We start from the raw sequence: 25,741 nt of genomic DNA on the forward strand, positions 1-25,741 counted from the left end.
GTTTGCGGGAACGGTTTTGCAGAGGTCGCGAGGGTGGCAGCATCGACCCATGACCGATGTTTCACGGCACGACGGGGCCGCCACGCAGCCCACCCGACGCGTCCGCCTCGTCGACGTGGCCCGCGAGGCGGGACTGTCCAAGACGACCGTCTCGGCAGCGCTCAACGGCACCGGGCGGCTCTCTCCCGAGGTGCGGGAGAAGGCGCGCGAGACCGCGCGCGCCATGGGCTACCGGCCCAACGCCACCGCACGGCAACTACGCGCGGGGCGGGCCCGGCTGATCGGATACGCGGTGGGGGAGTTCGCGGACACCCCCTGGACTTTTCTGGAATCCCCGTACTTCGCCAGGCTGACCGGGGCCACCGCCGCGACCGCGCTGAGGCACGGCTACGCCGTGGTGCTGCTGCCCGCGGGCACCCTGCAGAGCGAGTGGGCCGAGCTGCCCCTCGACGCGGTCGTCGTAGCCGATCCGGTCGCGGACGACCGGATCGTCGACGACCTGCTCGCGGCGCACATCCCGGTCTTCAGCGACCGCTCCGTCGAGGGGCGGCCGGGCGCCCACTGGGTGGACGTCGACGCCGTGGCGGCGGTGCGCGAGAGCCTGGACCACCTCGGGGAGCAGGGGGCCCGGCGCCCCGCGCTCGTCCTGCCCGACAGCACCACCCTGTTCCACACGGAGGTGCTCGCCGGGTACCGCGCCTGGTGCGCCGCGCGCGGCCTGCCGGAGCGGGTCGCGCGCGCCGCGGCCCCGGGCAACGGACCGGTCGTACGGGCGATCGAGACCGCCCTGGCGGGGGACGGGGAGGGGCCGGACCGCGTGCGCCCCGACGCCCTCTTCGTCGTGGCCGAGGCGAGCCCGCCCCTCGTTTTGGAGGCGGCGCGCCGCCAGGGCTACGAGGTCCCCGGCGACCTGCTGCTCGTCTGTGTGAGCGAGGACGTGACGGCGGAGCACACCGAACCCCCGGTGACGACGCTGAGCCTGCGGCCCGAGGCGGTCGCGGAGGCCGGCATCGAGCTCCTCGTGGCGGTCCTGGAGGACGGGCGCCGGGAGTCGGCCGGGTTGCTCGTGCCGACCCGGCTCGACGTACGGGCATCCTCGGTGCGGCGCCCCCAGCCGGTGCACCCTCAGACGGAGTGGACGAGCCTGCCGCCGACGTAGGTCCGCTCCACCCGGGCCCCGGCGATCTCCTCCGGGGGTGCGGCGAAGATGTCGCGGTCCAGTACGACCAGGTCGGCGAGGTGGCCGGGGCGCAGGCTGCCCGCGTCGTCGAGGCCGTTCACATGGGCGGAGCCGGCCGTGTAGGCGGCCAGCGCGGTCGCGAGGTCGAGGCGCTGTTCGGGCAGGAAGACCCGGTTGTCGGCGCCGGCCTCGGGGTCCTTGCGGTTGACGGCGACGTGGATGCCCTCGAGGGGGTCGGGGCTGCTGACGGGCCAGTCGCTCCCGGCGGCCAGGGTGGCGCCGGCCCGCAGCAGATCGCCGAAGGGGTACTGCCAGGCGGCGCGCTCGGGGCCGAGGAAGGGGATGGTCAGCTCGTCCATCTGCGGTTCGTGCGCGGCCCAGAGCGGCTGGATGTTGGCGATGGCCCCGAGCCTGGCGAAGCGGGGGAGGTCGTCGGGGTGCACGACCTGGAGGTGGGCGAGGTGATGGCGGTTGCCGCGCGGGCCGTTGGCGGCGACGGCGGCTTCGAGCGCGTCGAGGGCCTCGCGGACGGCCCGGTCGCCCAGGGCGTGGAAGTGGATCTGGAATCCGAGGGCGTCGAGTGCGGTGGTGTACCCGCGCAGCGCCATCGGCTCGACGAAACTGAGGCCGGTGTTGGCCGTCGCGCAGCCGCAGCCGTCCAGGTACGGGGCGGTCATGGCGGCCGTGAAGTTCTCGGCGATCCCGTCCTGCATGATCTTCACGGAGCCGGCCCGGAAGCGGCCGTGGCTCAGCTTCTCCCGCAGTGCGACCAGTTCCTCGATCTGCTCGGCGCCGCGGTCCCGGTCCCACCAGAGCGCACCGGTCACCCGCGCGGTGAGCGACCCGTCCCGGGCGGCGCTCACGTAGGCGTCCGAAGGATCGGGCTTGCCGCCGAACACGCCGAGCAGCGCGTCCTGCCAGCCGGTGATGCCGAGCGAGTGCAGCAGTTCCTGGGCCCGCAGGAGGCCTGCCAGCCGGTCGGCGGGGGTGCTCGCGGGCACGAGACGGGAGACCAGCGCGGTGGCGCCCTCCTGGAGCACTCCGCTGGGACCGCCGTCCGGCTCCCGTTCGATCCGGCCGTCGGCCGGATCGGGGGTCTCGGCGGTGATCCCGGCGAGCTCGAGCGCCCGGGTGTTGGCCCAGGCGCCGTGGTGGTCCCGGTTGACGAGGAACACCGGCCGGTCCGGAAGTACGGAATCCAGCAGCTGTCGGGTGGGCAGGCCTCCGTCGAAGCTCTCCATCGACCAGCCGCTGCCGGTGATCCACGCGTGGTCCGGGTGGGCGTCCGCGTACGCCCGGATCCGGGTCAGGTACTCCGCGACGCCGACCGTCCCCGTCAGATCGCATTCGGCCAGCTCCGTACCGCCGTAGACGGCGTGGACATGGGCATCCTGGAACCCCGGGATCAGCAGCTTGCCCGTCAGATCGACGACCTCGGTGCGGGGGCCGATGAGCTCCCGGACCTCGTCGTGGCCGACGGCCACGATCCGCTCGCCGACGACGGCGAGCGAGGTCGCCCGGGTGCGGGCCGGATCGACGGTGAAGACGGGGCCGCGGGTGAAGACCAGATCGGCCTTGTCCATACGGAGCTCCAGTACATGAGGCGACGGTTGGTGGAGACATGGAAGCGGGACGGCCGTTTACACGTCAATGGTGTTGACGTAAGGTCCGCCCATGGCCGAACGAGTGATTCCAGAAGGCGGGCGTCGGCGTCACCGACCGACCAAGCAGGGCGCCGTACTCTCGGAACGGCTGATCATCGACACGGCCCTGCGCCTGGTCGCGCAGCACGGCGCGGCGGCGCTCTCGGCGCGCAGGCTCGGCGCGGCGCTCGGCGCGGATCCCAGCGCCCTCTACCGCTACTTCCGCAACACCGACGCCCTGCTCCTCGCCCTGTCCGACGAGCTGATCGGGCGTGCGCAGGAGGGCTGGTCGGCCACCGGTGACTGGCGGACCGACCTGCGTGCCATCGGGCTGCGCATCCACGCCTCCTACCAGTCCAACCCCCAGGCCGCGCTCCTCACGGCCCACCGCACGACAGGGCGCCCCCACGAGACCCGGGCCGTCGAGACGATCCTCGGCATCCTGCGTTCCGGAGGTTTCCCGGACGCCCACGCCGTGCGGATCTACCACGCCTTCGTCGACCAGGCTCTCGCCTTCGCCGCCCAGGACGCCGCCGCGCTCACCCTGCCGGAGGCGGCCCGGGAGACGGACGAGGAGGTCTGGCACGCGGTGTACGGCAGGCTGTCGCCTGAAACCCACCCGAACATCGCGGCGACCTTCCCGCTGCTCGCCGCCGACATGCGCGACAGCGGCTACCCCTTCGCCCTGGATCTGATGCTCGGTGCGGTGGCGGCGCTCCGCCCGGCGGCTGACGGCGGCTGACGGCGGCCGACCGGTGGCCTCGGCCGAACGCCGGGCACCTGCCCGAAGGGTGGCCCGCCGCACGCGCGGAGGCGCTGCTCCGCGACCTCGCCGCACGTTCAGGCCATCGAGGACGCCGCGGAGCGCCACGGGATCGACTGCGACTGGGAGCGCACCGGCTCCATCGTGGTGGCCACCGAGCCGTACCAGCTCCCCGGCCTTCCTCGGCGGCCTGTGAAACAAGGCCGACGTCGCCCTGGTCAACCCGGCCGGGCTCGCCTGGGGACTCAAGAGCGCCTGTGCCGCCCGGGGCGTCCGGATCCACGAGCACACCCCCGCCACCTCGCTCGCCGAGCACGGGGCCGTGATCGGCGTCCGTACCCCCTACGGCCGGATCACCGCCCGGCGCGTCGCGCTCGCCACCAACGCCTACCCCTCCCTGGTCCGGCGCCACCGCCCGTACACCGTCCCCGTGTACGACTACGCGCTGATGACCGAGCCGCTGACCGCGGCGCAGCTCGCCTCCATCGGCTGGACGTGGCGCCAGGGCTTCGCGGACAGCGCGAACCAGTTCCACTACGTCCGCCTCTCCGCGGACAACCGCATCCTGTGGGGCGGATACGACGCCGTCTACCACTACGGCGGGCGCGTCCGCGCCGAACACGACCGGCGGCCCGCGACCTTCCGTGGCCCGCAGAGTGCGCTGCCTCCTCCTCAAGGACCTCCGTCACCTTGAACGGAAGCCGCTGGGGACGAGTTCGGCGGAGCCGCTCCACTGCGGTCACCGAACCGGGCCCGGAGTCCCGGACCGGCGCGTCTGCGCAGCGAACCCGGTGAGAACGGCGAGCGAAGTCCGCGCATCACTCGGGTCGCTGCGATGCCGTAGGCGATGCCGAAGACCAGTGAGGCGAGAAAGGCCAAGTGCCTGGAAAACCCGTCGATCAACGGGAAGATCTGCCAGTGGGTCAGGTAGATGTACAGCGAGCTGCTGGCCAGGAGGGCGGCGACCTGATTGACGCGTTCGCGGCCGGGGAGGGACGGCACCCACACGAGCAGGGCGAACGTGGCGATGATGATCGCTTCTCGTCCGGGGTCGCCGGGGAAGAAGCCGGGCACCGTGGCCAGGGCGGCGGCCGTGACCACGATCCGCTGCGTCTTGGTCCGGGCTTTCGCCGCCGCCCAGCCGAGCGCGAACAGCCAGAAGACGGTGACCGCGTCGGGCATCCGGGTGCGGTCGGGGAGGCCGAGCAGGTCGTAGCGGGTGAGCAGGCCGAGAGCGGCGAGCGTCAGGGGCAGGCCGTAGGGGAATCGGCGCTCTGCCCGGTCCGCGAGGGGAAGCGCCAGGAGGGCCGCGGCGACGATCAGGATGTAGACCAGCGCCTCGATGAACCAGAAGTGCATGCCCGTCTCGCTGTCCTCGGGCCCCAGCACGCTGTCGAGGAGGGCGAGGTTGGTCAGGGTGTAGTCGTTGGTGAAGAGGAGTGCGAAGCCGATCCAGATCACGGCCGGCACCGCGACCCGTGTGATGCTGAGGCAGGCGCGCCGGATGCGTTCGCCGCGTTCAGCGGTGGTCAGGTGGAAGCGGGCGAAGTTGTAGCCCGCGATGGCGAGGAGCAGGTGTGCTCCGCCCTTGATGCCGAAGACGTGGACGTGCGATCCGACGATGCAGAAGATCGCCACGGCGCGCAGGGCGACGCTGGTTTCCAGTGTCCGCCTGTGTGCGGGGATGGCGACCTCCGGCGGCCTGAGCTCCCGGATCGGAGTGGTGTGCCAGTCGCTCGGCAGGTGGCCGAGCCGCTCTTCGACGTGGAGGGACATCTCGACGTACGAGAGCGAGTCGCCGCCCAGGCTGACGAAGGTGCTGTCCCGCGTCACGTCGGTCCGGTCGAGTACGCGTGCGTAGAGCAGGCACAGGTCTTCGGGGCCGGGACCGGGACCGGGGCCCCGGCCTTGGTCTGATGAGTCGGCGTCGGCCGGGCGGGCCAGTTCGCGTACGGCCCGGTAGTCGGGCTTGCCCGTAGGCAGGCGGGGAAGGTCCGCCAGGACGTGGACCCGGACCGCCCGGGCGGGCAGGCCGCACTCGCTCGTCACCAGGTTTCGTATCCGCCGGGCGTCGGCGGCGTGGGCACCGGCGGCGACGCTGACGGCAGCCACGGACAGCGCGGCGTCATCGCCGGTGCACAGCGCGGTGACCCCGTGCCGGGCGAGCATGGCCTCGACCTGGGCGGGGTCGATGCGCAGGCCGAGGATCTTCGCGAACCGGCTGCGCCGTCCGACGATTTCGTACATGCCCTCGGCGGTGCGCCGCGCGATGTCGCCGGTGTGCAGCTCATCCATGGTCCGGCCCAGGGCGAGGTCTTCGGGGGTGTCGGCGTAGCCGAGCATGACGTTCGGCCCCGCGTAGACGAGCTCCCCGGTGTCCTGCTCGGGCCAGTCGGGCAGCGGCTCGAGGCGGAAGGAGCCGCCGGGGATCGGAACTCCGGCTGCCTCGGGGTGGGTTTCCGCGAGGACGGGCGGCAGGTAGGCCATGCGGGCAGTCGCCTCGGTCTGGCCGTACATCGCGAACAGCTCCCAGCCGGCGGCGCGGCCGAGAGCCGCGTAGTGCCGGACCCGGTCGGGCGCGAGCCGGCCGCCTGCCTGGGTGACGTAGCGCAGGTGGGGCAGGTCCATCGAGGCGAAGCCGACGCGGTCGAGCAGGTCGAAGGTGTACGGGACACCTGCGAAGGTCGTCCCGCGGGCGGTCCGGAACAGGTCCCAGAAGCAACCGTCGGCGACGGAGAGGCCGGTGAGGATCAGCGCGGCGCCGCGCAGCAGATGGCTGTGGATGACGGACAGGCCGTAGCAGTAGTGCATCGGCAGCGTCGTGGCCGCGCGGTCGGTGTCTCGGATTTCGAGGTACTCGGCTATGGACTCCGCGTTGGCCTGAAGGTTTTCGTGCGACAGGCGAACGAGTTTCGGCGAACCGGTCGATCCGGAAGTGCTCAGCAGTAGCGCGAGATCCGGGTGCAGGTCATGCGCCGAGACGGGGCGCCGCTCGTCGAGTACCCACTGTCCGCCGTCCGGGTGCGCCACGACGTCCGGGTCGTACGCGTCGATGAGTGACTGCACGGCTTCCAGATGGTCGCCCGGCACCAACAGGACCGGGTGCCCCGCCGAGAGAGCCGCGAGGTGAACGACGAGCGCCTCGATGGTGTTGGCGCCGACCACCAGGACCAGACGGCGCGCCCGACCCAGGCGATGGGCTGTCGCTTCCACCCGGGCGGCGAGCTCGCGGTAGGTCACGGGGCCATCGGCGGTGATGACCGCGGTGCGGTCGCCGTGGGTCGCGAGAGCGCTGGCGAAGGGGGCGGTGTCGGTGCCTGGCAGCAGGGCGGAAGGAGCTTTCACGAACGCATCTTAGGAAAGGCTTACCTCATTGGATAGTCACAGGAAAGTCACAGATGAGACAGGGAAGATCCATAAGGAATTCACAGGTAAGGTCGGCTTCGCCGAATCCCCGGTGTGGCCGGAACGTTGCGTGCGTCACCTTGACCTTTAGGTTAGCTTTACCTTACTTATAGGTCGTTCACAGGTTCTCGCTGCACGTGCAGGAAGGCTTCCCATGCGACGCCCCTTGGTCCACTGTCTCGCCGCGTTCTCCGCGGCGGCGCTCCTCCTTCCCGCCCTCGCGGGCTGCGGCGTCGACGAGGACGACGCCGGGCTCGTGATCTACTCCGGCCGCAACGAGAAGCTGGTCAAGCCACTCCTGGACGACCTCGAGAAGGCCGTCGGCACCACGGTCGCCGTCCGCTACGGCGAGAGCGCCGAACTCGCCGCCCAGATCCGGGAAGAGGGCGACAAGACCAAGGCGGGCCTGTTCTTCTCACAGGACGCCGGCGCCCTCGGCGCGCTCTCCGCCAAGGGCCTGCTGGAGAAGCTGCCCCAGGCCTCGCTCGACAAGGTCGACCCGGCATTCCGCGGCGGCGCGGGCGACTGGGTCGGTACCTCCGGACGCGTCCGCGTCCTCGCGTACAACCCAGCCCAGGTCTCCAAGGTGCCCGACAGCGTGCACGATCTGGTCAAGCCGGAGTGGAAGGGCAAGATCGGCTACGTCCCGACCAACGCTTCCTTCCAGGCCTTCGTCACCGGCATGCGGGTGCTGGAGGGCGACGACGCCACCCGCGCCTGGCTGGGGGGTCTGAAGGCCAACGAGCCGAAGGTCTACGACAACAACCTGAAGGTGCTCGACGGTGTAGGGAAGGGCGAGGTGTCGCTCGGCCTCGTCAACCACTACTACTGGTACGAGCAGGTCGCCGAGAAGGGCGAGAGCAAGGTCAAGGCAAAGATCCACTTCCTGCCGGGCGGTGACCCCGGCGCCCTCGTCAACGCGGCCGGAGTCGGCATCCTCAAGGGCAGCGACCAGGCGTCGCCGGCGCAGAAGGCCGTCGACTTCCTGCTCTCGGAGAAGGCCCAGAGGTACTTTGCCGACGACACCAAGGAGTACCCTCTCGCCGCCGGTGTCACCAGCACCGTCAAGGACCTGCCGCCGCTGGCCTCGCTCGACGCCCCCAAGATCGACCTCGGCAGGCTGGAATCGCTTCAGGAGACCCTGAAGATGCTCCAGGAAGCCGGGATGGTCTGACCCTCATGCACTCCTCGGATCCCGTCGTACCGGTGGATCCCGCAGTCCGCCCGGCAGGCGCCACCGCGCCGGCCGGGCGGCTGCGTGCCGGGCGTCGCCCGCCCGCCGTCCTGCTCGTTCCCGCGGCCCTCGCCGCGGTGTTCGCGCTGCTGCCGCTCGGCTACCTGGCCGTCCGCTCCTTGGAGCGCGGTCCCGCGTTCGCCTGGGACGTCATCGCCAACGAGCGCACCGCCCACCTGCTCGCCCGCAGCCTCGGGCTGGCCGCCGTCGTCGTGTCGGCCTGCCTGGTGCTGGGCGTGTCCCTGGCCTGGCTCACGGTACGGACCGCACTGCCCGGCGCCCGGGCCTGGTCGGTGGTGGTGACCCTGCCCCTGGCCGTGCCGAGCTACGTCGCCGCCTTCACCTGGCTGTCGGCCTTCCCCGGCCTCGTGGGCTTCCCTGGGGCCGCGCTCGCCCTGACGCTGGTGAGCTTCCCGTACGTCTACCTGCCCGTCACCGCCGCACTGCGCGGGGCCGATCCGGCACAGGAGGAGGTCTCGCGCTCGCTCGGCCACGGGCCGCTGCGGACCTTCCTGCGCGTCACGCTGCCGCAGCTGCGCCCCGCCGCGGCTGGGGGAGCCGTCCTGGTCGCGCTGTACGTGTTCTCCGACTTCGGCGCCGTCTCGCTGATGCGGTACGACACCTTCACCCGCGGCATCTACACCTCCTACCGGGCCAGCTTCGACCGCACCCCGGCCGCCGCGCTGAGCGTCGTCCTGGTGGTGATGACGATCCTGCTCGTCGCCGCCGAAGCCCGTACCCGCGGCCGCGCGGGCCACGCCAGGACCGGGACCGGCACCGCACGCCCCCCCGTTCCCGCGCCGCTCGGCCGGTGGCGGATACCCGTCCTGACCTGGTGCACGGCGGTCACGGCCGTCGCCGTACTCATGCCGCTGGCCACTCTCGGGTACTGGCTCGCCGTCGGCAATTCGGCGACGTGGGACCCGGCCACGCTCCTCGACACCGCCGGCACCACCCTCGGCGTCGCCGCCGCCGGCGCCGCGCTCACGACTCTCCTCGCCCTGCCTGTAGGGGTGATCGCCGCCCGCCACCGGGGCCGGACCGCACACCTGCTGGAGCAGTCCGCCTACGCCGGACACGCGCTGCCCGGCATCACCGTCGCACTGTCCCTGGTCTTCTTCGCGGTCCGCTACGCCGAAGCGCTCTACCAGGAACTCCCGCTGCTGGTCTGCGCGTACGCCGTGCTCTTCCTGCCCGTCGCGGTGGCCGCCACCCGCGCCGCCGTCCTCCAGTCCCCGCCGGTGCTGGAGGACGTCGCCCGCTCACTCGGCCGCAGCCCCCTGCGCGTACTGCGCGAGGTCACCGTGCCACTCGCCGCGCCCGGGGTCGCCGCCGGAGCTGCCCTGACCTTCGTCGTGTGCATGAAGGAACTCCCTGCGACCCTCCTGCTGCGCCCCACCGGCATGGACACCCTGGCCACCCGGCTCTGGACCGAGACCGGGACCGGATCGTTCGCGGCCGCGGCCCCCTACGCCGCGGCGCTGATCCTGCTGGCGGCCATCCCCTCCTACCTCCTCGGGCGGCACCGCACATGACCGACGTACAGATCACCGGAGTGTCGAAGTCCTACGGCCCGGACGCCGCCGTCCTGCGCGGACTCGACCTCACCGTCCCCGCCGGCACCCTGGCAGCGCTCCTCGGCCCCTCCGGCTGCGGCAAGACCACCCTGCTCCGCATCATCGCCGGCTTCCTGCGCGCCGACGCGGGCACCGTCACCGTCGGCGGACGCACCCTGTCCGGCCCCGGCGTCCACCTTCCACCCGAGCGCCGCCGCATCGGCATCGTCCCCCAGGAAGGCGCTCTCTTCCCGCACTTGAGCGTCGCCCACAACGTCGCCTTCGGCCTGGCCGGCCACGACCGCGCCGAACGCCGCAGCCGCACCGAGGAGATGCTCGAACTCGTCGGCCTCGGCGGCTACGGCGGCCGGATGCCGCACGAACTGTCCGGCGGCCAGCAACAACGCATCGCGCTCGCCCGAGCCCTGGCGCCGGAACCCGCACTGGTCCTGCTCGACGAACCGTTCAACGCCCTCGACAGCGCCCTGCGCGCCGGGGTGAGGACAGATGTCCGGGCCGCCCTGCGCGCCACGGGAGCCACCGCCCTCCTGGTCACCCACGACCAGCAGGAAGCCCTCTCCACCGCTGACCTGGTCGCTGTCGTACGCGACGGCCGCGTGGCTCAGTGCGACACACCGCAGGAGGTCTACCGCCGCCCCGCGGACCCCTGGGTGGCCCGCTTCGTCGGCGACGCCGTACTCATCCCCGGCACCGCCGACCACAGCACCGCAACGACCGCGCTCGGCCGCCTTGCCCTCGCGGCGCCCCCGGGAGGCCGGAGCGAGGGCACCGTCCTCCTGCGGCCCGAGCAACTCCAGCTCACCGAAACCGCGACGGCCGCCCAGGGCACCGTCACCGACGTGACCTTCTACGGCCACGACGCCATGGTCACCGTCTCCGTCGACGGCCTGGAGAGTCCGGTCGGCATCCGAATCGCCGGGCCCGTCGCGGTACGCCCGGGCCAGCGCACCGGCATCCTCGTCAAGGGCGAGGCAACACTGCATCCATGAACCGGAGGCGTTCCAGGTTCCCCAGCCAGGTGGGGTGGCGTCGGCGGTTGCGAAGGGGAGTAGCGCCGCGAACCGGTCGTCGACACACTGGAGCCTCGGGCTCCCGGTGGCCGGGCCCTGCGTACGAGGCGGGCGGGCGAGGCCTCCGGCCGGGCATCGACCGGCTGCCTGTGTATGCTCGCGCTCGCGATCTGGTCCGGCGTCGAGATCTTCGAAGTGCCTTGATCGGATCGCGCGGTCTGGTCCCCGGCTTGCAGGACGATCTCAGTCGCGGGGCCAGGGCGGTGCGTCGGTGGTGGGTTGCCGCGTGGTGCAGCGGCCAGGATCTGCTGGTAGCCGGGGTGGTCCGGAGGGCGCTCTGGCCCGTGCATGGCCCGGATATTCTCGATGGAGTGGGATATCGGAGAGTACCCGACGGTGGTGTTTGTGCAGGTCGGACACCCCATGTCGTTTGGTGTCAAGCGGCATGGGGTTGGGTGTGGTGGGACCAGGCGGTCGCTTCGTCGTAGCGGGTGCGGGTTTTGAGGCAGCCGTGGAGGATGCCGACGAGTCGGTTGCCGAGCTGGCGGAGGGCGGGGTTGTAGCCGGCCTCGCGGGCGCGTTGCTTGTCGTAGTAGCCACGGGCTCCGGGTGAGGCCCGCAGGGCGCAGAAGGCTTGGGTCTGGAGCGCGTCGGCGAGCCGGTTGTTGCGGACGTAGCGGGCCTGGACGGTTTGGCTCTTGCCGGAGGCCCGGGTGATGGGGCTCGTGCCGGCGTAGTTCTTGCGGGCCTTCGCGGAGGCGTATCGGGTGGGGTCGTCTCCGAACTCGGCGAGCACCCGGGCTCCGACGATCTCACCGATGCCGGGCATCGAGAGGTAGATCTCAGCGTCCGGGTGCGCCAGAAAATGTGCCCTCACCTGCTCTTCCATCACGGCGATCTGCTCGTTCAGCGCGATGATCAGACGGGCGTGAGCGGTGGCGGCGGCCGCGTAGGCGGCGGTGACCGGCTTGGGCAGGCCAAGCTGCCGCTCGCGCAGCGCGCTCTGGATGGCGGCCGCTTTCGCGTCCCGGTTGTGGCGGCGGTGGCGGGTCAGGACGGCGGCGATCTGGGTGCGGGTCAGCTTTGCCGCCGTGGCGGGGGTGGGTGCCTTGACCAGCAGTTCCAGCGGGTCTGTGCTGGTCAGTGCCAGGTCCGCGTAGGCGTTCAGGGCGGCGGGGAAGTGCTCGCGCAGTGTGGTGCGAAGCCGCTGGAAGGTGCGGGTGCGTTCCCAGATCAGGGTCTGGTGGGCGCGGGCGACGACCTTGACGGCCTGGGCGTGCTCGCTGTCGCCGGCCACCGGACGCAGCTGAGCCCGGTCGATGCGGACCATGTCGGCGAGCGCGTGCGCGTCGCCCTTGTCGCTCTTGGCTCCGGAGGATCCATACCGTTCCTTGAAGCGGTTGATCTGCCGGGGGTTGATCGCGAACACCTGGTAGCCGGAGGCGATCAGGGCCTGAACCCACGAGCCGCGGTCGGTCTCGATCCCGACCACCACCTCGCCCGGGACCAGGCCCTCGCCGCCGTGGCGGGCGACGAGTTCGTGCAGTTTCGCGATGCCCGCAACTCCCTCGGGCAGGTTCGCGGCGGCCAGCTTCCGGCCACTCTCGTCCTGGACCTCGACATCGTGGTGATCCTCGGCCCAGTCATCACCGATCAGCAGCAACAGACCCTCCCCAGTCACGTACTTCCCACAGCGGTGCAGCCTGCGGAAGGCACGGCACGCGGCCTAATGGATCCAGTGCTCACGCCCTGACGGGCGGGCACGCCACCCCATCAGCGGTCTGGCCTCCCGGCCGACCAGCAAGGGCACGGTCTGACCTCAGAACTCGAAGGCTCCGGCGTCGAAAGTGCTCACCAGCTGGCGGCTACGGAACCGAGCATTCCCCGGTTCCGTAGCTCCCATTAGGCGCCGCGCTCTTCTTCTCAGAAGAAGCCGATCTTCTTCGCGGAGTAGCTTACTAACAAGTTCTTCGTGTGCTGCTGGTACACGCGCCGCACCCCACCTGACCAGCAGGAATGGGTGTGAATGCGGGGGAGGGGCGTGGCCTGGTCCGGAACTGGCCCGGATCTTGGTCGTGGTCGGCAGTACTGCAGCCACCCGAGTGATCATGGTGACGGCGAGGCTGGTGGAGCGAGCGGCACGGTACGGCCTCACCCTCGGCACCCTGATCCAGGGCGTGTGGGCGCTTCTGCGGGGCGATCTGCTCGACACCGACCGAGTGGTGTTCGGCACCGGGATTTCAGGGCGCCCCGCGGAACTGGCCGGGTACGACGCGATCGTCGGCCTGCTCGGCGACTCCCTGCCCACCGAGCTCGCCTGGTCGGCGGACCAGCCGTGGGTGGAAGTCCGGCGGCGACTGCGCCCAGGCCCCGGCCGTGCCGGGGAGCTGGCTGCACGGGCCGCCCGCCCATCCCCCGGCCACCCTGAGGGGCAGCGGGGCTCACGTGGGCGGTACGCGTGGAGTGCCCCCAGCCGTGTCCCGCGACCAGGCTGGGGGCTCGTCCCGGAGGTGCCGGCAGGTGTCAGCCGCCGGCCTTCGCCTTCGTGGCGGTGGCACCCGCGGCGACCGCCGGGGGCTTGAGCTGGATCCAGCCCGCCTTGCTCGGTGCGCCTTCCTCGTTGAGGAGGAAGAGCATGTAGTGGCCGGGCGGGGCCGCGGCGGCGGTCGGTGGGGCCTGGAGCTCCAGGAAGTTGCCGCTGCGGCTCTTGATGCGTAGTTCTAGGTGACGCTGGCTGGTGTTGATCGAGTGGGTGGCGGTGGTCGGGGCCAATAGGACGGCGCGGGTGACGTCGTTGGGCGTGCTGGTGCTGACCGTGATTTTTTCGTTGTAGGCGACGCTGGGGTTGAAGATCAGGCCGAGCGCGGGGCGGCTGCCCTGGTGGAGATAGGCGGGCTCGTAGATCTCGATGCTGCCGTTGTTGTTGTCGGTGATATCGGGGTCGTTGGCGAGCTGCTGGAGCTCGTCGCCCGTGACCATGACTCGGCCGTCCGGGAGGACCACGGCGTTGGAGTGGTAGCCGCGCGGAAGCCGCTGGACGGGGCCCAGCTTCCAGTCGCCGTTCTCGTCGCGCAGTTCGACCTGGCGGTACTTGAGGTCGGCGTTGGGGTTGTACGGCCCGTTGCCGTAGTCGCGGATGTCGAAGGCACCGTTGACGGTGAGCAGGTTGCCGTCGGGCAGGAGCAGAGTGTCGTCCTGGGTACGGCCGAAGGCGCGGGGCTTCTCGGTGTTCCACTTGCCGCCGGCCAGACGGTAGGTGTTCGGGTCGTTGCGGTCGCCGCCGAGGACCAGGACCGAGTCGGGGCCTCTGAAACCGGCCGGGAGGGGGACCGCGGAGCCGTAGTTGCGCCTCCACTCCCCGCCGTCCGGGCCCGGCTTGGCCTTGTTGATGTCCGGGCGGTTCGGCAGGTCGGTCTTGGTGTCGGCGACGGTGTCGAAGAGCCATTGCTGGTCCACGGAACGGCCGAGTCCGTAGATCTTCCCGTCGCGCAGCGAGAACAGCTGCGGATAGTCCCACTTGAAGGGGGCTTCGGTCTTGAGCTGGTCCACTCCCCAGCCGATCGGCTTGACCGACTTCTCGAAGGGCACCTGGTGGGTCGCGGCGGGGAAGCGCTCGACGACGGGGGTGGGGGTGCCCCAGCCGAGCTCCGACTGACCGGACATGATCACCTGGCGTCCGTCGGCGCCGGTGACCACGCTCGGGTACCACCGGCCGACGGACATGTCCTTGTTCAGGTACCACTCCTCCGCCCACGGGTCGAAGACCAGGGACAGCTTGGCGCCGCTGCCTCCGTTGCCGCCAAGGTTGCCGCCGAAGACGCCGAGCATGCCGTTGGGCAGGTAGGAGTGGCCGGCGCAGAAGAACGGGGCCGGGCGGGGTTCGTTCTTGCCGTCGGGCATGTTGATGACCGGCGGCTTCTTCTCGGTGAACGCGCCGGCGCCGGTCCCCTTGGCGGGGTCCCAGATCCAGGCGCGGCCGGCGTTCTCCTTGCCGATGGTTTGTGTGGGGGCGGGCTCATTCTGCGGGTTGGTCTCGATCCGCTCGAAGGAGAACAGCAGGACCTTGCCGGTGGGCAGCAGCGCGACGTGGGCCGCGAAGTCCGGGGACTGGAAGTACTCCTGGAACCGGCCGAACTCGGCCGCGTCGAAGGACGCGTTGGCCTTCTCCTGGGAGGCGGTCAGCGCCTTGAGCCGCTCCGTACGGGTGGTCTGCGGGTACTCGCCGACGCCGGCCATGGCCATCCGGGTGCGGGCGTGCTCCTCGGCGTGTTCCCTGCCGAGCGTCGCAGCCTCCTCCGGGTCGACGGTGACCGGTGCGCTCGCCGCCCGGGAGGCGGGGCCGTACGGGACGGCATCGCCCTCGTCTCCGTGACCGGTGTGGGCGAGTACGGGGCCTGCCGACGCCAGGGCCATGGACACGGCCATCGCGGTGGCGGCGCAGACTGAGATCGCCGTGGCGAGCCTCCGGCGGGCGGGTAGGCGCGGATTGCTGCGGGACATGGGACTCCTTGCTGGCGAGAGGAAGGCGCAGCGGCCCCGGCTGGGGGACACGTCGGCTGACACGGGCTGCACCAGGACTGCCACATGTTCACGCACAGTGACGATCTTCAGTGTTGAGGCGCGCCGGTCGGCTGTCACTCCGAGACGTGCAGGCGGGTGACTCCGACCAACCCAAAGGATCTGCACGCCTTCTACCAGCGCATTCGAGGCGTAAATGGGTGGCGGTCGGCGTAATCGGCCAGTCGGCCGGTGGGAGGGCATGGGAGTGCCGCATACGTTGTTGATTACTCTGCGCAGCATTGGCGTAGAGGTGTCGATCTTCTAGGGAGAGCATGGTGGACGATCTCAAGCTGCGTGAGAGCGACGACATCCAGGGCGATGTGATCGCCGGCTTCAAGAAGGACCAGATGACCCTGCTGTTCCTCAAGTTCGAGGATGCAGCGCGGGCGCGCACCTGGGTCAAGGCGCTGGAACCGCAGATTTCCACGACGAGGCAGGTGGCGACCTTCAATGCCGCCTTCAGCAAGGCCAGGAAGGCCTCGGCCGGCGACGACCCGAAGGCGCTGAAGGCCACCTGGATCAATGTCAGTTTCACCTGCGCGGGCCTGCGGGAGCTGACCGGAAAGGACCCGCTGCCCTCCGTCAAGCCCGGCAGCGGTCTGGAGGCCTTCAAGCAGGGCTCGGACAAGCGGGCACTCGGGGACACCGGCGACAGCTCGCCGGAGATGTGGCTCTTCGGCAACGGCAAGGGCCAGGTCGTCCACGCCGTGCTCACCGTCGCCTCGGACACCGTCCAGGACCTCCAGGCGACGGTCAGACAGCAGCGCGAGGCGTGCGCCGCGGCCAAGATCGTGATCGTGTTCCAGCAGGACGCCGCCACCCTGTCCGGCAGCCGGAGGGGGAAGGAGCACTTCGGCTTCAAGGACGGCGTCAGCGAGCCCGGTGTCATCGGCTTCGACGAGCCGGACCCCGTCAAGCCCGAGTACGTCAAGGGCCATCACGGCACCCGGCTGATCCCGCCCGGCGAGTTCGTCGTCGGGCACGACCGGGTCGGCGGCGTGCCGCACGAGACGCCCGACTGGGCTGACAACGGCAGCTTCCAGGTGGTGCGCCGGCTCGGCCAGGACGTCCCCGGCTTCTGGTTCCAGGTCGCCGGGCAGCTGAAGGCGCTCAAGCAGGCCAAGGTGGTGCCGCCTGAGGCCACCACGGAGTGGCTGGCCGCCCGCCTCGTCGGCCGGTGGCGGTCCGGCACCCCCGTCGCCACGTGCCCGAATGCCGACCGGCCCTCCAGCGCGCTGGCCGGGGAGGACAACGACTTCGGCTACCGCAACGACCCCGAGGGCTTCATCACTCCGCTCTTCTCGCACCTGCGCAAGACCAACCCCCGGGACGGCCTGCAGGAGAAGCCCGGTGATCCGCCGTTCGACGAGAATCCGGTGATGGACCGCCGCCGGATCATCCGCCGCGGCGCCCCGTACGGCGCGCCCTTCGACCCCGCCTCGGATGGCCCCGGAGGGCCCGACGAGAAGCGCGGCCTGCTCTTCGTCTGCTACCAGTCGGACCTTGTGCAGCAGTTCGAGTTCATCCAGAAGGCATGGATCGACAGCCCGGACTTCCCACCCAACCGGACCAACAAGCCCGGCCCCGACGGAATGGTCGGCGCCGCCGGCAAGCTCAGTTACGAGACCCCCGGCAAGACCACGCAGCTGAGCCTGAGCCAGTTCGTCTTCACCGAGGGGTCCGTCTACGCCTTCGCTCCCTCGCTGACCCTGCTACGGCTGCTCGGTGACGGCCGGCTCACCGACAAGCCGCCCACCGTAGTCCGGCCGACCGACGCCTTCCTGCCCATCCCCGACATGCAACGGGACAAGGGCAAGAGCTGGTACTGGGCGTATGGGGCGGGCAGTGACGGCGCCGTCTGCCGAACCGTCTCTATCGCCGACGGGGACGAGCACACGGACGTCATCGAGCGCCCCGACCGGCCGCTGACCATGTGGCCGTGCTACATCGGAGTGACGAAGGTCGACGCGGTCCTGCCCGTCCCGGACGAACAGCGGATCAATGGCCGCAGCCGGTTCTGGCTGTTCCACACCGTCGAGGGCCGGCAGGTCTACCGGCGGATCTGGATCGCCGACGGCGCCGAGTCCGGGCTCCCTCCCGAGCAGGCGGCCGGGACCGACCTGGCGGACCGTTCGCTCTCCGCTTGGGCCTCGTTCAGCGGCATCGAAAGGGTGGACGCCTTCCTGCCGGTGCCCGACATGCAGCGGGTGAACGGCAAGAGCCACTACTGGGTCTTCCACACCCTCATGGGTCGTCAGGTCTACCGGCTCATCTCGGTCGCCGACGGCAGGATGCACCAGGACGCCCTCGAGCGCGGCGACCGAGGGCTCGACCTATGGCGATCACTGACCGGGATCACACGGGTCGACGAATTCCTCGCGGTCCCGGACATGCAGCGGATCAACGGCATGAGTCTGTTCTGGGTGTTCCACCAGGACCAGTACCGGATCATCGTGATCCGCGACGGCCACGGCCACGAGGACCAGATCACGGTCGAGGACCGACCCCTGACCGTGTGGACGTCCCTGACGGGCTGACAGGTGCCCTGCCCTTGGCCCTCGGCAGCGGCCGCTCGACCATGGGCCACCGCATCCCCGCCACGGCCACCCCGGGGGCCCGGCCGTGGCGGGACCGGAGAGGCGGGTGCAGTCTCGGCGTGTTCCGGCCAGGCAGTCGGGCCGCACCGGCGGCTGATGGCGAACGGTGTCGCCGCCGGGGCTTTGGGATCGTGAGAGGCTCAGCGTCTGCTGGTATGCACGGTGGAACGGCGATCGCGCCGGCCCGTGCATGGCCCGGATCTTCTCTGTGAAGTGAGATATCGGAGGCAAGTGAACTCTGCAATCACCGGACTTCGGTAGCCGTCTCGAGACCAGGGCAACCGCGCCTGACCGGCCGTTTGTGCAGGTCAGGCACCGTGCTCAACTTCCTAGAAGAAGCCGAGCTTTTTGGGGGAATAGCTCACTAATAAGTTCTTCGTCTGCTGGTAGTGCTCCAACATCATCTTGTGGGTCTCGCGGCCGATGCCGGACTGCTTGTAGCCGCCGAAGGCCGCGTGGGCCGGGTAGGCGTGGTAGCAGTTCGTCCACACGCGGCCCGCCTGGATCGCACGGCCCGCGCGGTAGGCCGTGTTGACGTCGCGGGTCCACACGCCCGCGCCCAGGCCGTACGCCGTGTCGTTGGCGATCCGTACGGCGTCGTCGAAGTCCTGGAACGAGGTCACCGACACCACCGGTCCGAAAATCTCCTCCTGGAAGATCCGCATGCGGTTGTCGCCCTCGAACACGGTCGGCTGGACGTAGTAGCCGCCCGCCAGGTCGCCGCCGTGGTCGATGCGCTCTCCGCCCGTGAGGACCTTCGCGCCCTCCCGCCGGCCGATCTCCACGTACGACAGGATCTTCCGCAGCTGCTCCTGCGAGGCCTGCGCGCCGATCATCGTCTCCGTGTCCAACGGGTGCCCGGGCACGATCAGTTCGGTGCGTGCGACGGCCGCATCGAGGAAGTCCGCGTACCGGCCGCGCTCGATCAGTGCGCGCGAGGGGCTCGTACAGACCTCGCCCTGGTTGAGGGCGAACATCGTGAAGCCCTCCAGTGCCTTGTCGCGCAGCCCGTCGTCCGCCGTCCAGATGTCGTCGAAGAAGAGGTTGGGGCTCTTGCCGCCGAGTTCCAGCGTGACGGGCTTCAGGTGTTCCGCCGCGTACTGCATGATCAGCCGCCCCGTGGACGTCTCCCCGGTGAACGCGATCTTCGCCACGCGCGGGCTGGAGGCGAGGGGCTTGCCGGCCTCCTCGCCGAAGCCGTTGGCGATGTTCACCACCCCCGGCGGCAGCAGGTCCGCCACCAGGCTCAGCCAGAAGTGCACCGAGACCGGAGTCTGTTCGGCCGGTTTCAGCACCACCGTGTTCCCGGCCGCCAGAGCCGGTGCGAGCTTCCACACGGCCATCAGGATCGGGAAGTTCCACGGGATGATCTGACCGACCACGCCCATCGGTTCGTGGAAGTGGTAGGCCACCGTGTCGTCGTCGATCTGGCTGAGTGCCCCCTCCTGCGCGCGCAGCGCCCCCGCGAAGTAGCGGAACTGGTCGACGGCCAGCGGGATGTCGGCGGCCAGGGTCTCCCGGACCGGCTTGCCGTTCTCCCAGGTCTCGGCGACGGCCAGGGCTTCCAGGTTCTGTTCCATCCGGTCCGCGACGCGCAGCAGGATCGTGGACCGCTCCGCGACGGAGGTGCGCCCCCAGGCCGGGGCGGCCGCGTGGGCCGCGTCCAGTGCCGCCTCCACGTCCTCGGCGGTCCCGCGCGCGACCTCCGTGAACGCCTCCCCGTTGACGGGGGAGGGGTTGGCGAAGTACCGGCCACGGACCGGTTCGACGTACGCGCCGCCGATGAAGTGGTCGTAGCGGGACGCGTACGACATGAGCGCCCCCTCGGTTCCGGGCGCAGCGTATCGGGACATGGAGTCCTCCCCAGCCGGGCGCCGCCGCCGTCGGCAGCGCACGCGAGGACGCTAGGGGCGCGCGGGTTGCGACCGGGTTGCACGCCCGCCGCGGACCGCATCCGGGCGTACGGGGCCCTGCCGCGGGCCCAGTTCGAAGTCCAGGGCGCGTACGCGGGCCAGCGCCGCCGCCCGGCGCCCGGGCGGCAGCGCGTGCGCCAGCGCCTGCCAGGCCTCCGGGTCGTCCGCACCCCACGGGCTGCACACCCAGTCCGTCAGCAGCCCGGCATCGGCCCGGGCGACGACCGCCGCCCGCGCCTGGTCCTCGATGCGGCGGCGCAGCCGGACGATGCCCGGCGCCGTGGAGGCGGGCAGCAGGGGGCCGCGGTACCGGTGCAGGGCGGCTGAGACGGCCCCGCCGGCCAGGCGACGGGTCAGGGCGGTGAAGTCCGCCGCCAGCGGAGCGGCCGTACGGTAGGGCCGCGACAGCGGTGCGCCGTCGCCCAGGAGTGCGCGCAGCCGCGACATCTCGGCGCGCAACGTCACCGGTGACACGGACTCGTCCTCGTACAGCGCGATCGCCAGCTCCTCGCCCGACAGACCCTCCGGGTGGTGTGCCAGCAGCGCCATGATCTCGCTGTGCCGCCGGCTCAGCCGCACCGTGCGGCCCCCCGAGACCAGCAGCGCCTCGTCCCGGCCGAGCGCGGTGAGCGTGTCCGCGGCGGCCGCGGTGGCGGCGGTGGCGGCGGACGCCGGGTAAGGCTCCGGCTCCGGGTACCGGTACGGCTCCGGGTCGAGGAGGGCCAACTGGGCCTCGGCCGCCCGGGCCACCGCCCGCACGAAGGCGAGCGCGTGCGGGAGCGCGAGCCCGTCGCCGCCGGTGATGTCCACCGCGCCCAGCACGCCGCCGGTACGCGGGTCCCGCACCGGGGCCGCCGCGCACGTCCACGGGTGCACGCGGCGGCTGAAGTGCTCCGCCCCGAAGACCTGCACGGGTTCGCCGACCGCGACCGCCGTGCCGGGGGCGTTGGTGCCCATCGCCGTCTCCGACCAGCGCGCCCCGGGGACGAAGCCGAGCCGCTCCGCCCGCCGCAGGGTGCCCGGCTCGCCCTCCACCCAGAGCAGGCCGCCCCGCGCGTCGCACACCGCCAGCAGATGGCCCCCGTGCGCCGCGAAGGCCCCGACGAGGTCCCGGAAAACCGGCATCACCCGGGCCAGCGGATGCTCCGCGCGGTAGCGGCACAGCTCCGCCTCCGCCAGCTCCACCCGGGGCGCGCACTCGGGGCTGACGCGGGCCCGGGCGCACCGCCGCCACGACCGCGCGATCACCGCCCGGACCGGCGCCTCGACCCGGCCGTCCCGGGTGAACGCGGCGTGCGCGCGCCGCAGTTCCCGCGTGCGCTCGACGGGGTCGGCCCCGCCCGGCAGCGCCACCAACGGATCGCCCATGTCATCCTCCCGTGGTGCCGCTGTCCCCGGAGCGCCCCCATCGTCGTCCCGCATCCGGGCCCCGACAAGCGGTACGTCGGCCAGGACTCGGGGGGATTTACCGGCGCGGCCCCGGGCGGGCCCTCCGCGCGGGCCCCGTTCTAGCGGGACTCCGGGGCCCCCGGGGGGTCCGTGGCGGCGGGACCGGGTTCCGGGTCCAGAGCCGTCCAGGCCGAGGCCGGGTCCGGGGTCGACGGGCCCGCCGGGACCCACCGCCCCGACTCGCGGCGGTACGGCCACCAGCGGCCCTCCCGGCCCAGCCGGAGCTGGCGCCCGGTGTCCGCCGAGGTCCAGCGGGCACGGACCCGGCGGAGCGCCGGCGCCTCCTCGTCCGCCCAGGCCGCGGTGAGCGCCGCCCGGGCCCGGGCCAGCCCCGCCCGGTCCGGCGTCCAGTCGTCCTCCAGCGCCGCGAGGGCCGGTGCCCGGCCGAAGCCCCAGGCCCGTACGGCCAGTTCCATCGCGGCCCGGTCCCTTCCGAGAGCCGCCGCCAGACGGGACCGGACCCGGACGTCGCCGGCCTCCGCCGTGAGCCGTACAGCGTCTTCGGCGGTCGTCAGCGGGGCCGACGGGGCGCGCTCGGCGTGGCCGGGAGCCAGCGCGCGCGCCAGCAGCCGGTACGCCTCGGCCGCGGCGGCCTGTGCCAGGAACTCCACCGCGTCCACGTCCAGCCCGTCCGGCTCGGCCTCCGTGTCCAGCGTCGGCGGCTGGCCCGGCGCCTCCGGCAGGGCGGGCGGCGCGGGCAGCGCGGCCGGGGCCCCGGGGGCCGCGTACGCCTCTGCCGCCGGGACACCCGCCAGGTCCGCTGCGGCGGGTTCCGGACCGCCGTCCGCCTCGGCCTCCGCGCTGCTGCGTTCCTCCAGCCCGTCCACCAGCTCCTGTTCGCCGCGGCCGCGCAGCAGCAGCAGCACGAACGGGTCCTGGTCCAGCAGCCGTGCCACCTGGTAGCACAGCGCCGCCGTGTGCGGACAGTGGTCCCACTCCCCGCAGTCGCACCGCGGGTCGAGGTCCCCGATGCCGGGCAGCAGCTCCACCCCCGCCTCCGCCGCGTCCTCGGCCAGCTCCGGCGGCACCTCCCGGTCCAGGAGCGCCGCGATGTGCCCCGACTCGGCCGCCGCGAGCCCGAGCAGCCGGTTCCACTGCGCCTCCGTGAACTCCTGCACCAGCACGTCGGTGCGGTGCGCCGTCCCGTCCCGGTCGCGCACCACCGCGGTCAGCCCGCCCGGGCGTACCGAGACCGCCCCCACCGCGCCGGTGCGCGCGTACCGGCGGCCCTTCTTGACCTGCTCCCCGTCGAGGGCGCTGTCCTCCAGGGCGCGCAGCCAGGCATGGCCCCACCACGTGTGCGCGAAGCCGCGGCCGGGCGGGGTGGGCGGGAGCGCCGCGAAGGTCTTCTCGTACGGGTCCCTGCTACTCATCCATCACTCCCCGCGGCCGGGCGCAGCGCCACGAGCTCGGCCAGTTCGGCGTCGGTCAGTTCGGTCAGCGCGCCCTCGCCGCCCGTGAGGACGGAGTCGGCCAGGGCCCGCTTGCGCGCCAGCATGTCGGCGATCCGGTCCTCGACGGTGCCTTCGGCGATGATCCGGTGGACTTGTACGGGCTGGGTCTGGCTGATCCGGTAGGCGCGGTCGGTGGCCTGCTCCTCGACGGCCGGGTTCCACCAGCGGTCGTAGTGGATGACGTGTCCGGCCCGGGTCAGGTTCAGTCCGGTCCCGGCCGCCTTGAGGGACAGCAGGAACACCGGGACCCCGCCGTCCTGGAAGCGGTCGACCAACTCCTCGCGGCGCGGCACCGGCGTCCCGCCGTGCAGCAGCTGCGCGGCGATCCCGCGCCCGGCGAGGTGCTTCTCCAGGATCCTGGCCATGGCCACGTACTGGGTGAACACGAGGACGTATCCACCCTCGGCGAGGATCGTGTCCAGCAGTTCGTCGAGGAGGTCCAGCTTCCCGGAACGTCCGCCCGCGGCGCCCCCGGGACCCGCGCCGTGCCCGTGCAGGTACTGCGCGGGGTGGTTGCAGATCTGCTTGAGGGAGGTGAGCAGTTTGACCACCAGGCCGCGTCGCTCCATCCCGTCCGCCTCCGCGATCGAGGCGAGCGTCTCGCGCACGACGGCCTCGTACAGCGCGGTCTGCGCCGGACTGAGGGCGACGGCGTGGTCGGTCTCGGTCTTGGGCGGCAGCTCGGGCGCGATCCCGGGGTCGGACTTCTTGCGGCGGAGCAGGAACGGCCGGACGAGCGCGCCCAGTCGGGCGGCCGCCCCGGGGTCGCGCCCGCTCTCGACGGGGTCGGCGTAGCGGCTGCGGAAGGTGCCGAGGCGGCCGAGGAGTCCGGGCGTGGTCCAGTCGAGGACGGCCCACAGCTCGGAGAGGTTGTTCTCGACAGGCGTTCCGGTCAGCGCCACGCGGGCGGGGGACGGGATGGTGCGCAGGGCCTTGGCGGTCGAGGAGTGCGGGTTCTTGACGTGCTGGGCCTCGTCGGCGACGACCATGCCCCAGCGGGCGGCCGCGAGCACGGCCGCGTCCAGGCGCATCGTGCCGTACGTGGTCAGGACGAACCCTCCGGTGACACCGGCGAGGCTGCGGCCGGGGCCGTGGAAGCGGCGCACCGGGGTGCCCGGCGCGAACTTCTCGATCTCCCGCTGCCAGTTGCCCAGCAGCGAGGCCGGGCACACCACGAGCGTCGGCCCGGCGGTGGCGGGCCGGTCCGGGGCGTTGCGGTGGAGGTGGAGGGCGATGAGGGTCACCGTCTTGCCGAGGCCCATGTCGTCGGCCAGGCAGGCGCCGAGGCCGAGCGAGGTCATCCGGGCCAGCCAGCGCAGGCCGCGCAGCTGGTAGTCGCGCAGGACGGCCCGCAGTTCCGGCGGAGCGTCGGGACCCTCCTCCCCCGACGGGTCGGCGGTGAGCCGCGCCCGCAGCTGTGCGAGGGCGCCCGTGGCCTCGACCGGTACCGGCCTGCCGTCCAGGTCCGCCGAACCGGTGAGTACGGCCGCCAGCGCGTCCGCGCCGGAGACCTTGCCGTCGCGCCGGGCGCGGGCCCGGCGGGCCTCGGCCGGGTCGATGAGGACCCACTGGTCGCGCAGCCGGACCAGGGGACGGTTGGCCTCGGCGAGCCGGTCGAGCTCGGCGGCGGTCAGGTCGCCCTGGCCGCCGAGCGCGAAGCGCCAGCCGAAGGAGAGCAGAGTGTCAGGGGAGAGCAGGCCGGAGGGCGCGGAGGGGGGAGGGGCTGAGCCGGTGCGAGGGGTGGGGCCGGTGCGACAGGTGGGGCCGGTGGGGTCCGCGGAGCCGGCGGGGTCCGTGGAGCCGGGGGGCTCCGGCGCTCCGACGACGGCGCGGGCGGTGAGGGTACGGGCGAACCCGCGCGGCCAGTGCACCTGTACCCCCTCTGCGTCCAGGGCGCGGGAAACCGCCCCGAGCAGTTCGGTGACCTCCTCGTCGGCGAGCCCGACGGCGTCCGGCACGGCCGCGCCCAGCAGCGGGTCGAGCGGAGGCCACAGCCGCGCGGCGCGGCGCAGCGCGCGCAGGGCGTCCATCCGGGCCCGGGGCGGGAAGGCGGCCGCGGCGGCGCCGGCCCCGGCCCACACGTCGGCGGCGTCGGCCACCAGGGCGGCGTCGGCCAGGCTGTGCATCTGGAGGACGGCGCGGAAGGAGGCGGCGGCGCCGTCGTCGGCATCGGCGCCGGGGGTTGCGACGAGCTCGATCCGCAGCGAGATCCGTACTCCCGCGTCGTGCCCGGCGGCCACCTCGGCGGCCCAGTCGCGCAGGCCCGGCTGGAGCCGGGACTCCCGGGCGGCGTAGGCGGGCCCGCCGGCGGCGGCGGGCGCGGCGGGGGAACGGGGCAGGGTGTCGGCGACGGCGTCGAGGAAGGCCCTGAGCAGGGGTTCCGGTGCGGGCAGCCGCGGCGGTCCGTCCGCGGTCAGGGGCACGCAGCGGGCTCCGGGGGGCATGGCGGCGGCGAGTTCCCGGACCGCGTCGAGATCGGCGGGCGCCAGTGGCCCGATCCGCCAGGCGTCCCGGCCCCCGGGACTGAGGCCGGGCAGCAGCTGCCCGCGGGCCGCGAAGCCCAGGGCCAGCAGGGCGGCGGCGCCCCAGAAGGCCGTGGCGGAACCGGGGGAGGAGGGGCCGCCGGGATCGGGCGGGGAGTCCGCACCGAACACGGCGGCCCGGGCCCGGGTGAGCAGCGGCAGGGCCACGCCGACGGGCAGGACGAGCGCGGTCACGGCGGTGCGGCGCAGGTCGGGCGCGACGACGGTCAGCTCTTCGAGCCGGCCGGGGCCGGTGCTGGCGTCGGCACCGGCACGGGCGTCGGCACCGGCACTGAAACCGGCCCAGAGGCGCGGAGCCTCGCCGTCCGGGTGCCAGAGCGCGATCCTGCCGCCCCGCGCGGGGTCGTCAGGAAGGAACACGGCCGAGCAGTGGAGGAGGTGATCGAGGCCGGGGATCTCAGGAAACACGCATT

At 72.2% G+C, this 25,741-nt stretch carries 14 protein-coding genes and 1 pseudogene; 7 read left to right on the top strand and 8 right to left on the bottom strand.

Going from position 1 to position 25,741, the window contains the following annotated elements; genetic code table 11:
• The first annotated feature begins 49 nt into the window (after window positions 1-49).
• Window positions 50-1,159, top strand: coding sequence for a LacI family DNA-binding transcriptional regulator (locus ACFWTC_RS12675; RefSeq protein ID WP_383916648.1), 1,110 nt, complete (start codon window positions 50-52; stop codon window positions 1,157-1,159).
• Here the strand turns inward: ACFWTC_RS12675 and ACFWTC_RS12680 are convergent.
• The gene (locus ACFWTC_RS12680) at window positions 1,126-2,763 is read right to left on the bottom strand and encodes an amidohydrolase (protein ID WP_383916651.1); all 1,638 of its coding nucleotides are present in this window, start codon (window positions 2,761-2,763) and stop codon (window positions 1,126-1,128) included. The genes ACFWTC_RS12675 and ACFWTC_RS12680 overlap by 34 nt on opposite strands.
• Window positions 2,764-2,854: 91 nt before the next feature.
• On the opposite strand from ACFWTC_RS12680, the gene ACFWTC_RS12685 reads away from it, so the two are divergent.
• Entirely contained in the window at window positions 2,855-3,565 is a 711-nt protein-coding gene (locus ACFWTC_RS12685; RefSeq protein ID WP_383916653.1) for a TetR/AcrR family transcriptional regulator, read from the top strand.
• Between the two features lie 93 nt (window positions 3,566-3,658).
• A pseudogene (locus tag ACFWTC_RS12690) lies at window positions 3,659-4,229 on the top strand (NAD(P)/FAD-dependent oxidoreductase); the annotation flags it as partial.
• Window positions 4,230-4,258: 29 nt separating this feature from the next.
• Here the strand turns inward: ACFWTC_RS12690 and ACFWTC_RS12695 are convergent.
• On the bottom strand, window positions 4,259-6,931 hold the full coding sequence (locus ACFWTC_RS12695) for an AMP-binding protein (RefSeq protein ID WP_384027053.1): 2,673 nt from the start codon (window positions 6,929-6,931) through the stop codon (window positions 4,259-4,261).
• A gap of 214 nt (window positions 6,932-7,145) precedes the next feature.
• On the opposite strand from ACFWTC_RS12695, the gene ACFWTC_RS12700 reads away from it, so the two are divergent.
• Genes ACFWTC_RS12700 through ACFWTC_RS12710 form a run of 3 tightly spaced genes read left to right on the top strand, consistent with a single transcriptional unit; the run spans window position 7,146 to window position 10,791 of the window.
• Window positions 7,146-8,165, top strand: a complete 1,020-nt coding sequence (locus ACFWTC_RS12700) for an iron ABC transporter substrate-binding protein (RefSeq protein ID WP_383916659.1) — start codon at window positions 7,146-7,148, stop codon at window positions 8,163-8,165.
• Between the two features lie 5 nt (window positions 8,166-8,170).
• Window positions 8,171-9,760: an ABC transporter permease gene (locus ACFWTC_RS12705; RefSeq protein WP_383916662.1), complete on the top strand. Its 1,590-nt coding sequence runs from the start codon at window positions 8,171-8,173 to the stop codon at window positions 9,758-9,760.
• Window positions 9,757-10,791, top strand: coding sequence for an ABC transporter ATP-binding protein (locus ACFWTC_RS12710; RefSeq protein ID WP_383916665.1), 1,035 nt, complete (start codon window positions 9,757-9,759; stop codon window positions 10,789-10,791). The genes ACFWTC_RS12705 and ACFWTC_RS12710 overlap by 4 nt, the downstream gene beginning before the upstream one ends.
• Before the next feature lie 457 nt (window positions 10,792-11,248).
• Here ACFWTC_RS12710 and ACFWTC_RS12715 read toward each other — a convergent pair whose 3' ends face one another.
• The gene (locus ACFWTC_RS12715; protein WP_384027118.1) at window positions 11,249-12,475 is read right to left on the bottom strand and encodes an IS110 family transposase; all 1,227 of its coding nucleotides are present in this window, start codon (window positions 12,473-12,475) and stop codon (window positions 11,249-11,251) included.
• Between the two features lie 860 nt (window positions 12,476-13,335).
• A complete protein-coding gene (locus ACFWTC_RS12720; protein ID WP_383916668.1) occupies window positions 13,336-15,312 on the bottom strand; it encodes a galactose oxidase-like domain-containing protein in 1,977 nt (658 codons plus the stop codon).
• A 332-nt stretch (window positions 15,313-15,644) separates the two neighbouring features.
• Here ACFWTC_RS12720 and ACFWTC_RS12725 point away from each other — a divergent pair, with 332 nt between their 5' ends.
• A complete protein-coding gene (locus ACFWTC_RS12725; RefSeq protein WP_384027051.1) occupies window positions 15,645-17,909 on the top strand; it encodes a Dyp-type peroxidase in 2,265 nt (754 codons plus the stop codon).
• 389 nt (window positions 17,910-18,298) lie between these two features.
• Here the strand turns inward: ACFWTC_RS12725 and ACFWTC_RS12730 are convergent, their stop codons facing one another.
• From ACFWTC_RS12730 to ACFWTC_RS12745, 4 genes are all read right to left on the bottom strand, one after another.
• Window positions 18,299-19,822 (bottom strand): aldehyde dehydrogenase family protein, encoded by a 1,524-nt coding sequence (locus tag ACFWTC_RS12730; RefSeq protein ID WP_384027049.1) that lies wholly within the window; start codon window positions 19,820-19,822, stop codon window positions 18,299-18,301.
• A gap of 51 nt (window positions 19,823-19,873) precedes the next feature.
• A complete protein-coding gene (locus ACFWTC_RS12735; protein ID WP_384027047.1) occupies window positions 19,874-21,250 on the bottom strand; it encodes a GAF domain-containing protein in 1,377 nt (458 codons plus the stop codon).
• Window positions 21,251-21,390: 140 nt separating this feature from the next.
• Window positions 21,391-22,704, bottom strand: a complete 1,314-nt coding sequence (locus ACFWTC_RS12740; RefSeq protein WP_384027045.1) for an SWF or SNF family helicase — start codon at window positions 22,702-22,704, stop codon at window positions 21,391-21,393.
• Window positions 22,701-25,736, bottom strand: a complete 3,036-nt coding sequence (locus ACFWTC_RS12745) for a DEAD/DEAH box helicase (RefSeq protein WP_384027044.1) — start codon at window positions 25,734-25,736, stop codon at window positions 22,701-22,703. Before ACFWTC_RS12745 ends, ACFWTC_RS12740 begins: the two co-directional genes overlap by 4 nt.
• Window positions 25,737-25,741 lie beyond the last annotated feature (5 nt).

It is taken from the genome of Streptomyces sp. NPDC058619 (assembly GCF_042717785.1).
GTDB lineage: Bacteria > Actinomycetota > Actinomycetes > Streptomycetales > Streptomycetaceae > Streptomyces.

Coding starts and splice junctions, on each gene's coding strand:
- ACFWTC_RS12675 (WP_383916648.1), top strand. CDS start 50: ATGACCGATGTTTCACGGCACGACGGGGCCGCCACGCAGCCCACCCGA.
- ACFWTC_RS12680 (WP_383916651.1), bottom strand. CDS start 2,763: ATGGACAAGGCCGATCTGGTCTTCACCCGCGGCCCCGTCTTCACCGTC.
- ACFWTC_RS12685 (WP_383916653.1), top strand. CDS start 2,855: ATGGCCGAACGAGTGATTCCAGAAGGCGGGCGTCGGCGTCACCGACCG.
- ACFWTC_RS12700 (WP_383916659.1), top strand. CDS start 7,146: ATGCGACGCCCCTTGGTCCACTGTCTCGCCGCGTTCTCCGCGGCGGCG.
- ACFWTC_RS12705 (WP_383916662.1), top strand. CDS start 8,171: ATGCACTCCTCGGATCCCGTCGTACCGGTGGATCCCGCAGTCCGCCCG.
- ACFWTC_RS12710 (WP_383916665.1), top strand. CDS start 9,757: ATGACCGACGTACAGATCACCGGAGTGTCGAAGTCCTACGGCCCGGAC.
- ACFWTC_RS12720 (WP_383916668.1), bottom strand. CDS start 15,312: ATGTCCCGCAGCAATCCGCGCCTACCCGCCCGCCGGAGGCTCGCCACG.
- ACFWTC_RS12725 (WP_384027051.1), top strand. CDS start 15,645: ATGGTGGACGATCTCAAGCTGCGTGAGAGCGACGACATCCAGGGCGAT.
- ACFWTC_RS12730 (WP_384027049.1), bottom strand. CDS start 19,822: ATGTCCCGATACGCTGCGCCCGGAACCGAGGGGGCGCTCATGTCGTAC.
- ACFWTC_RS12735 (WP_384027047.1), bottom strand. CDS start 21,250: ATGGGCGATCCGTTGGTGGCGCTGCCGGGCGGGGCCGACCCCGTCGAG.
- ACFWTC_RS12740 (WP_384027045.1), bottom strand. CDS start 22,704: ATGAGTAGCAGGGACCCGTACGAGAAGACCTTCGCGGCGCTCCCGCCC.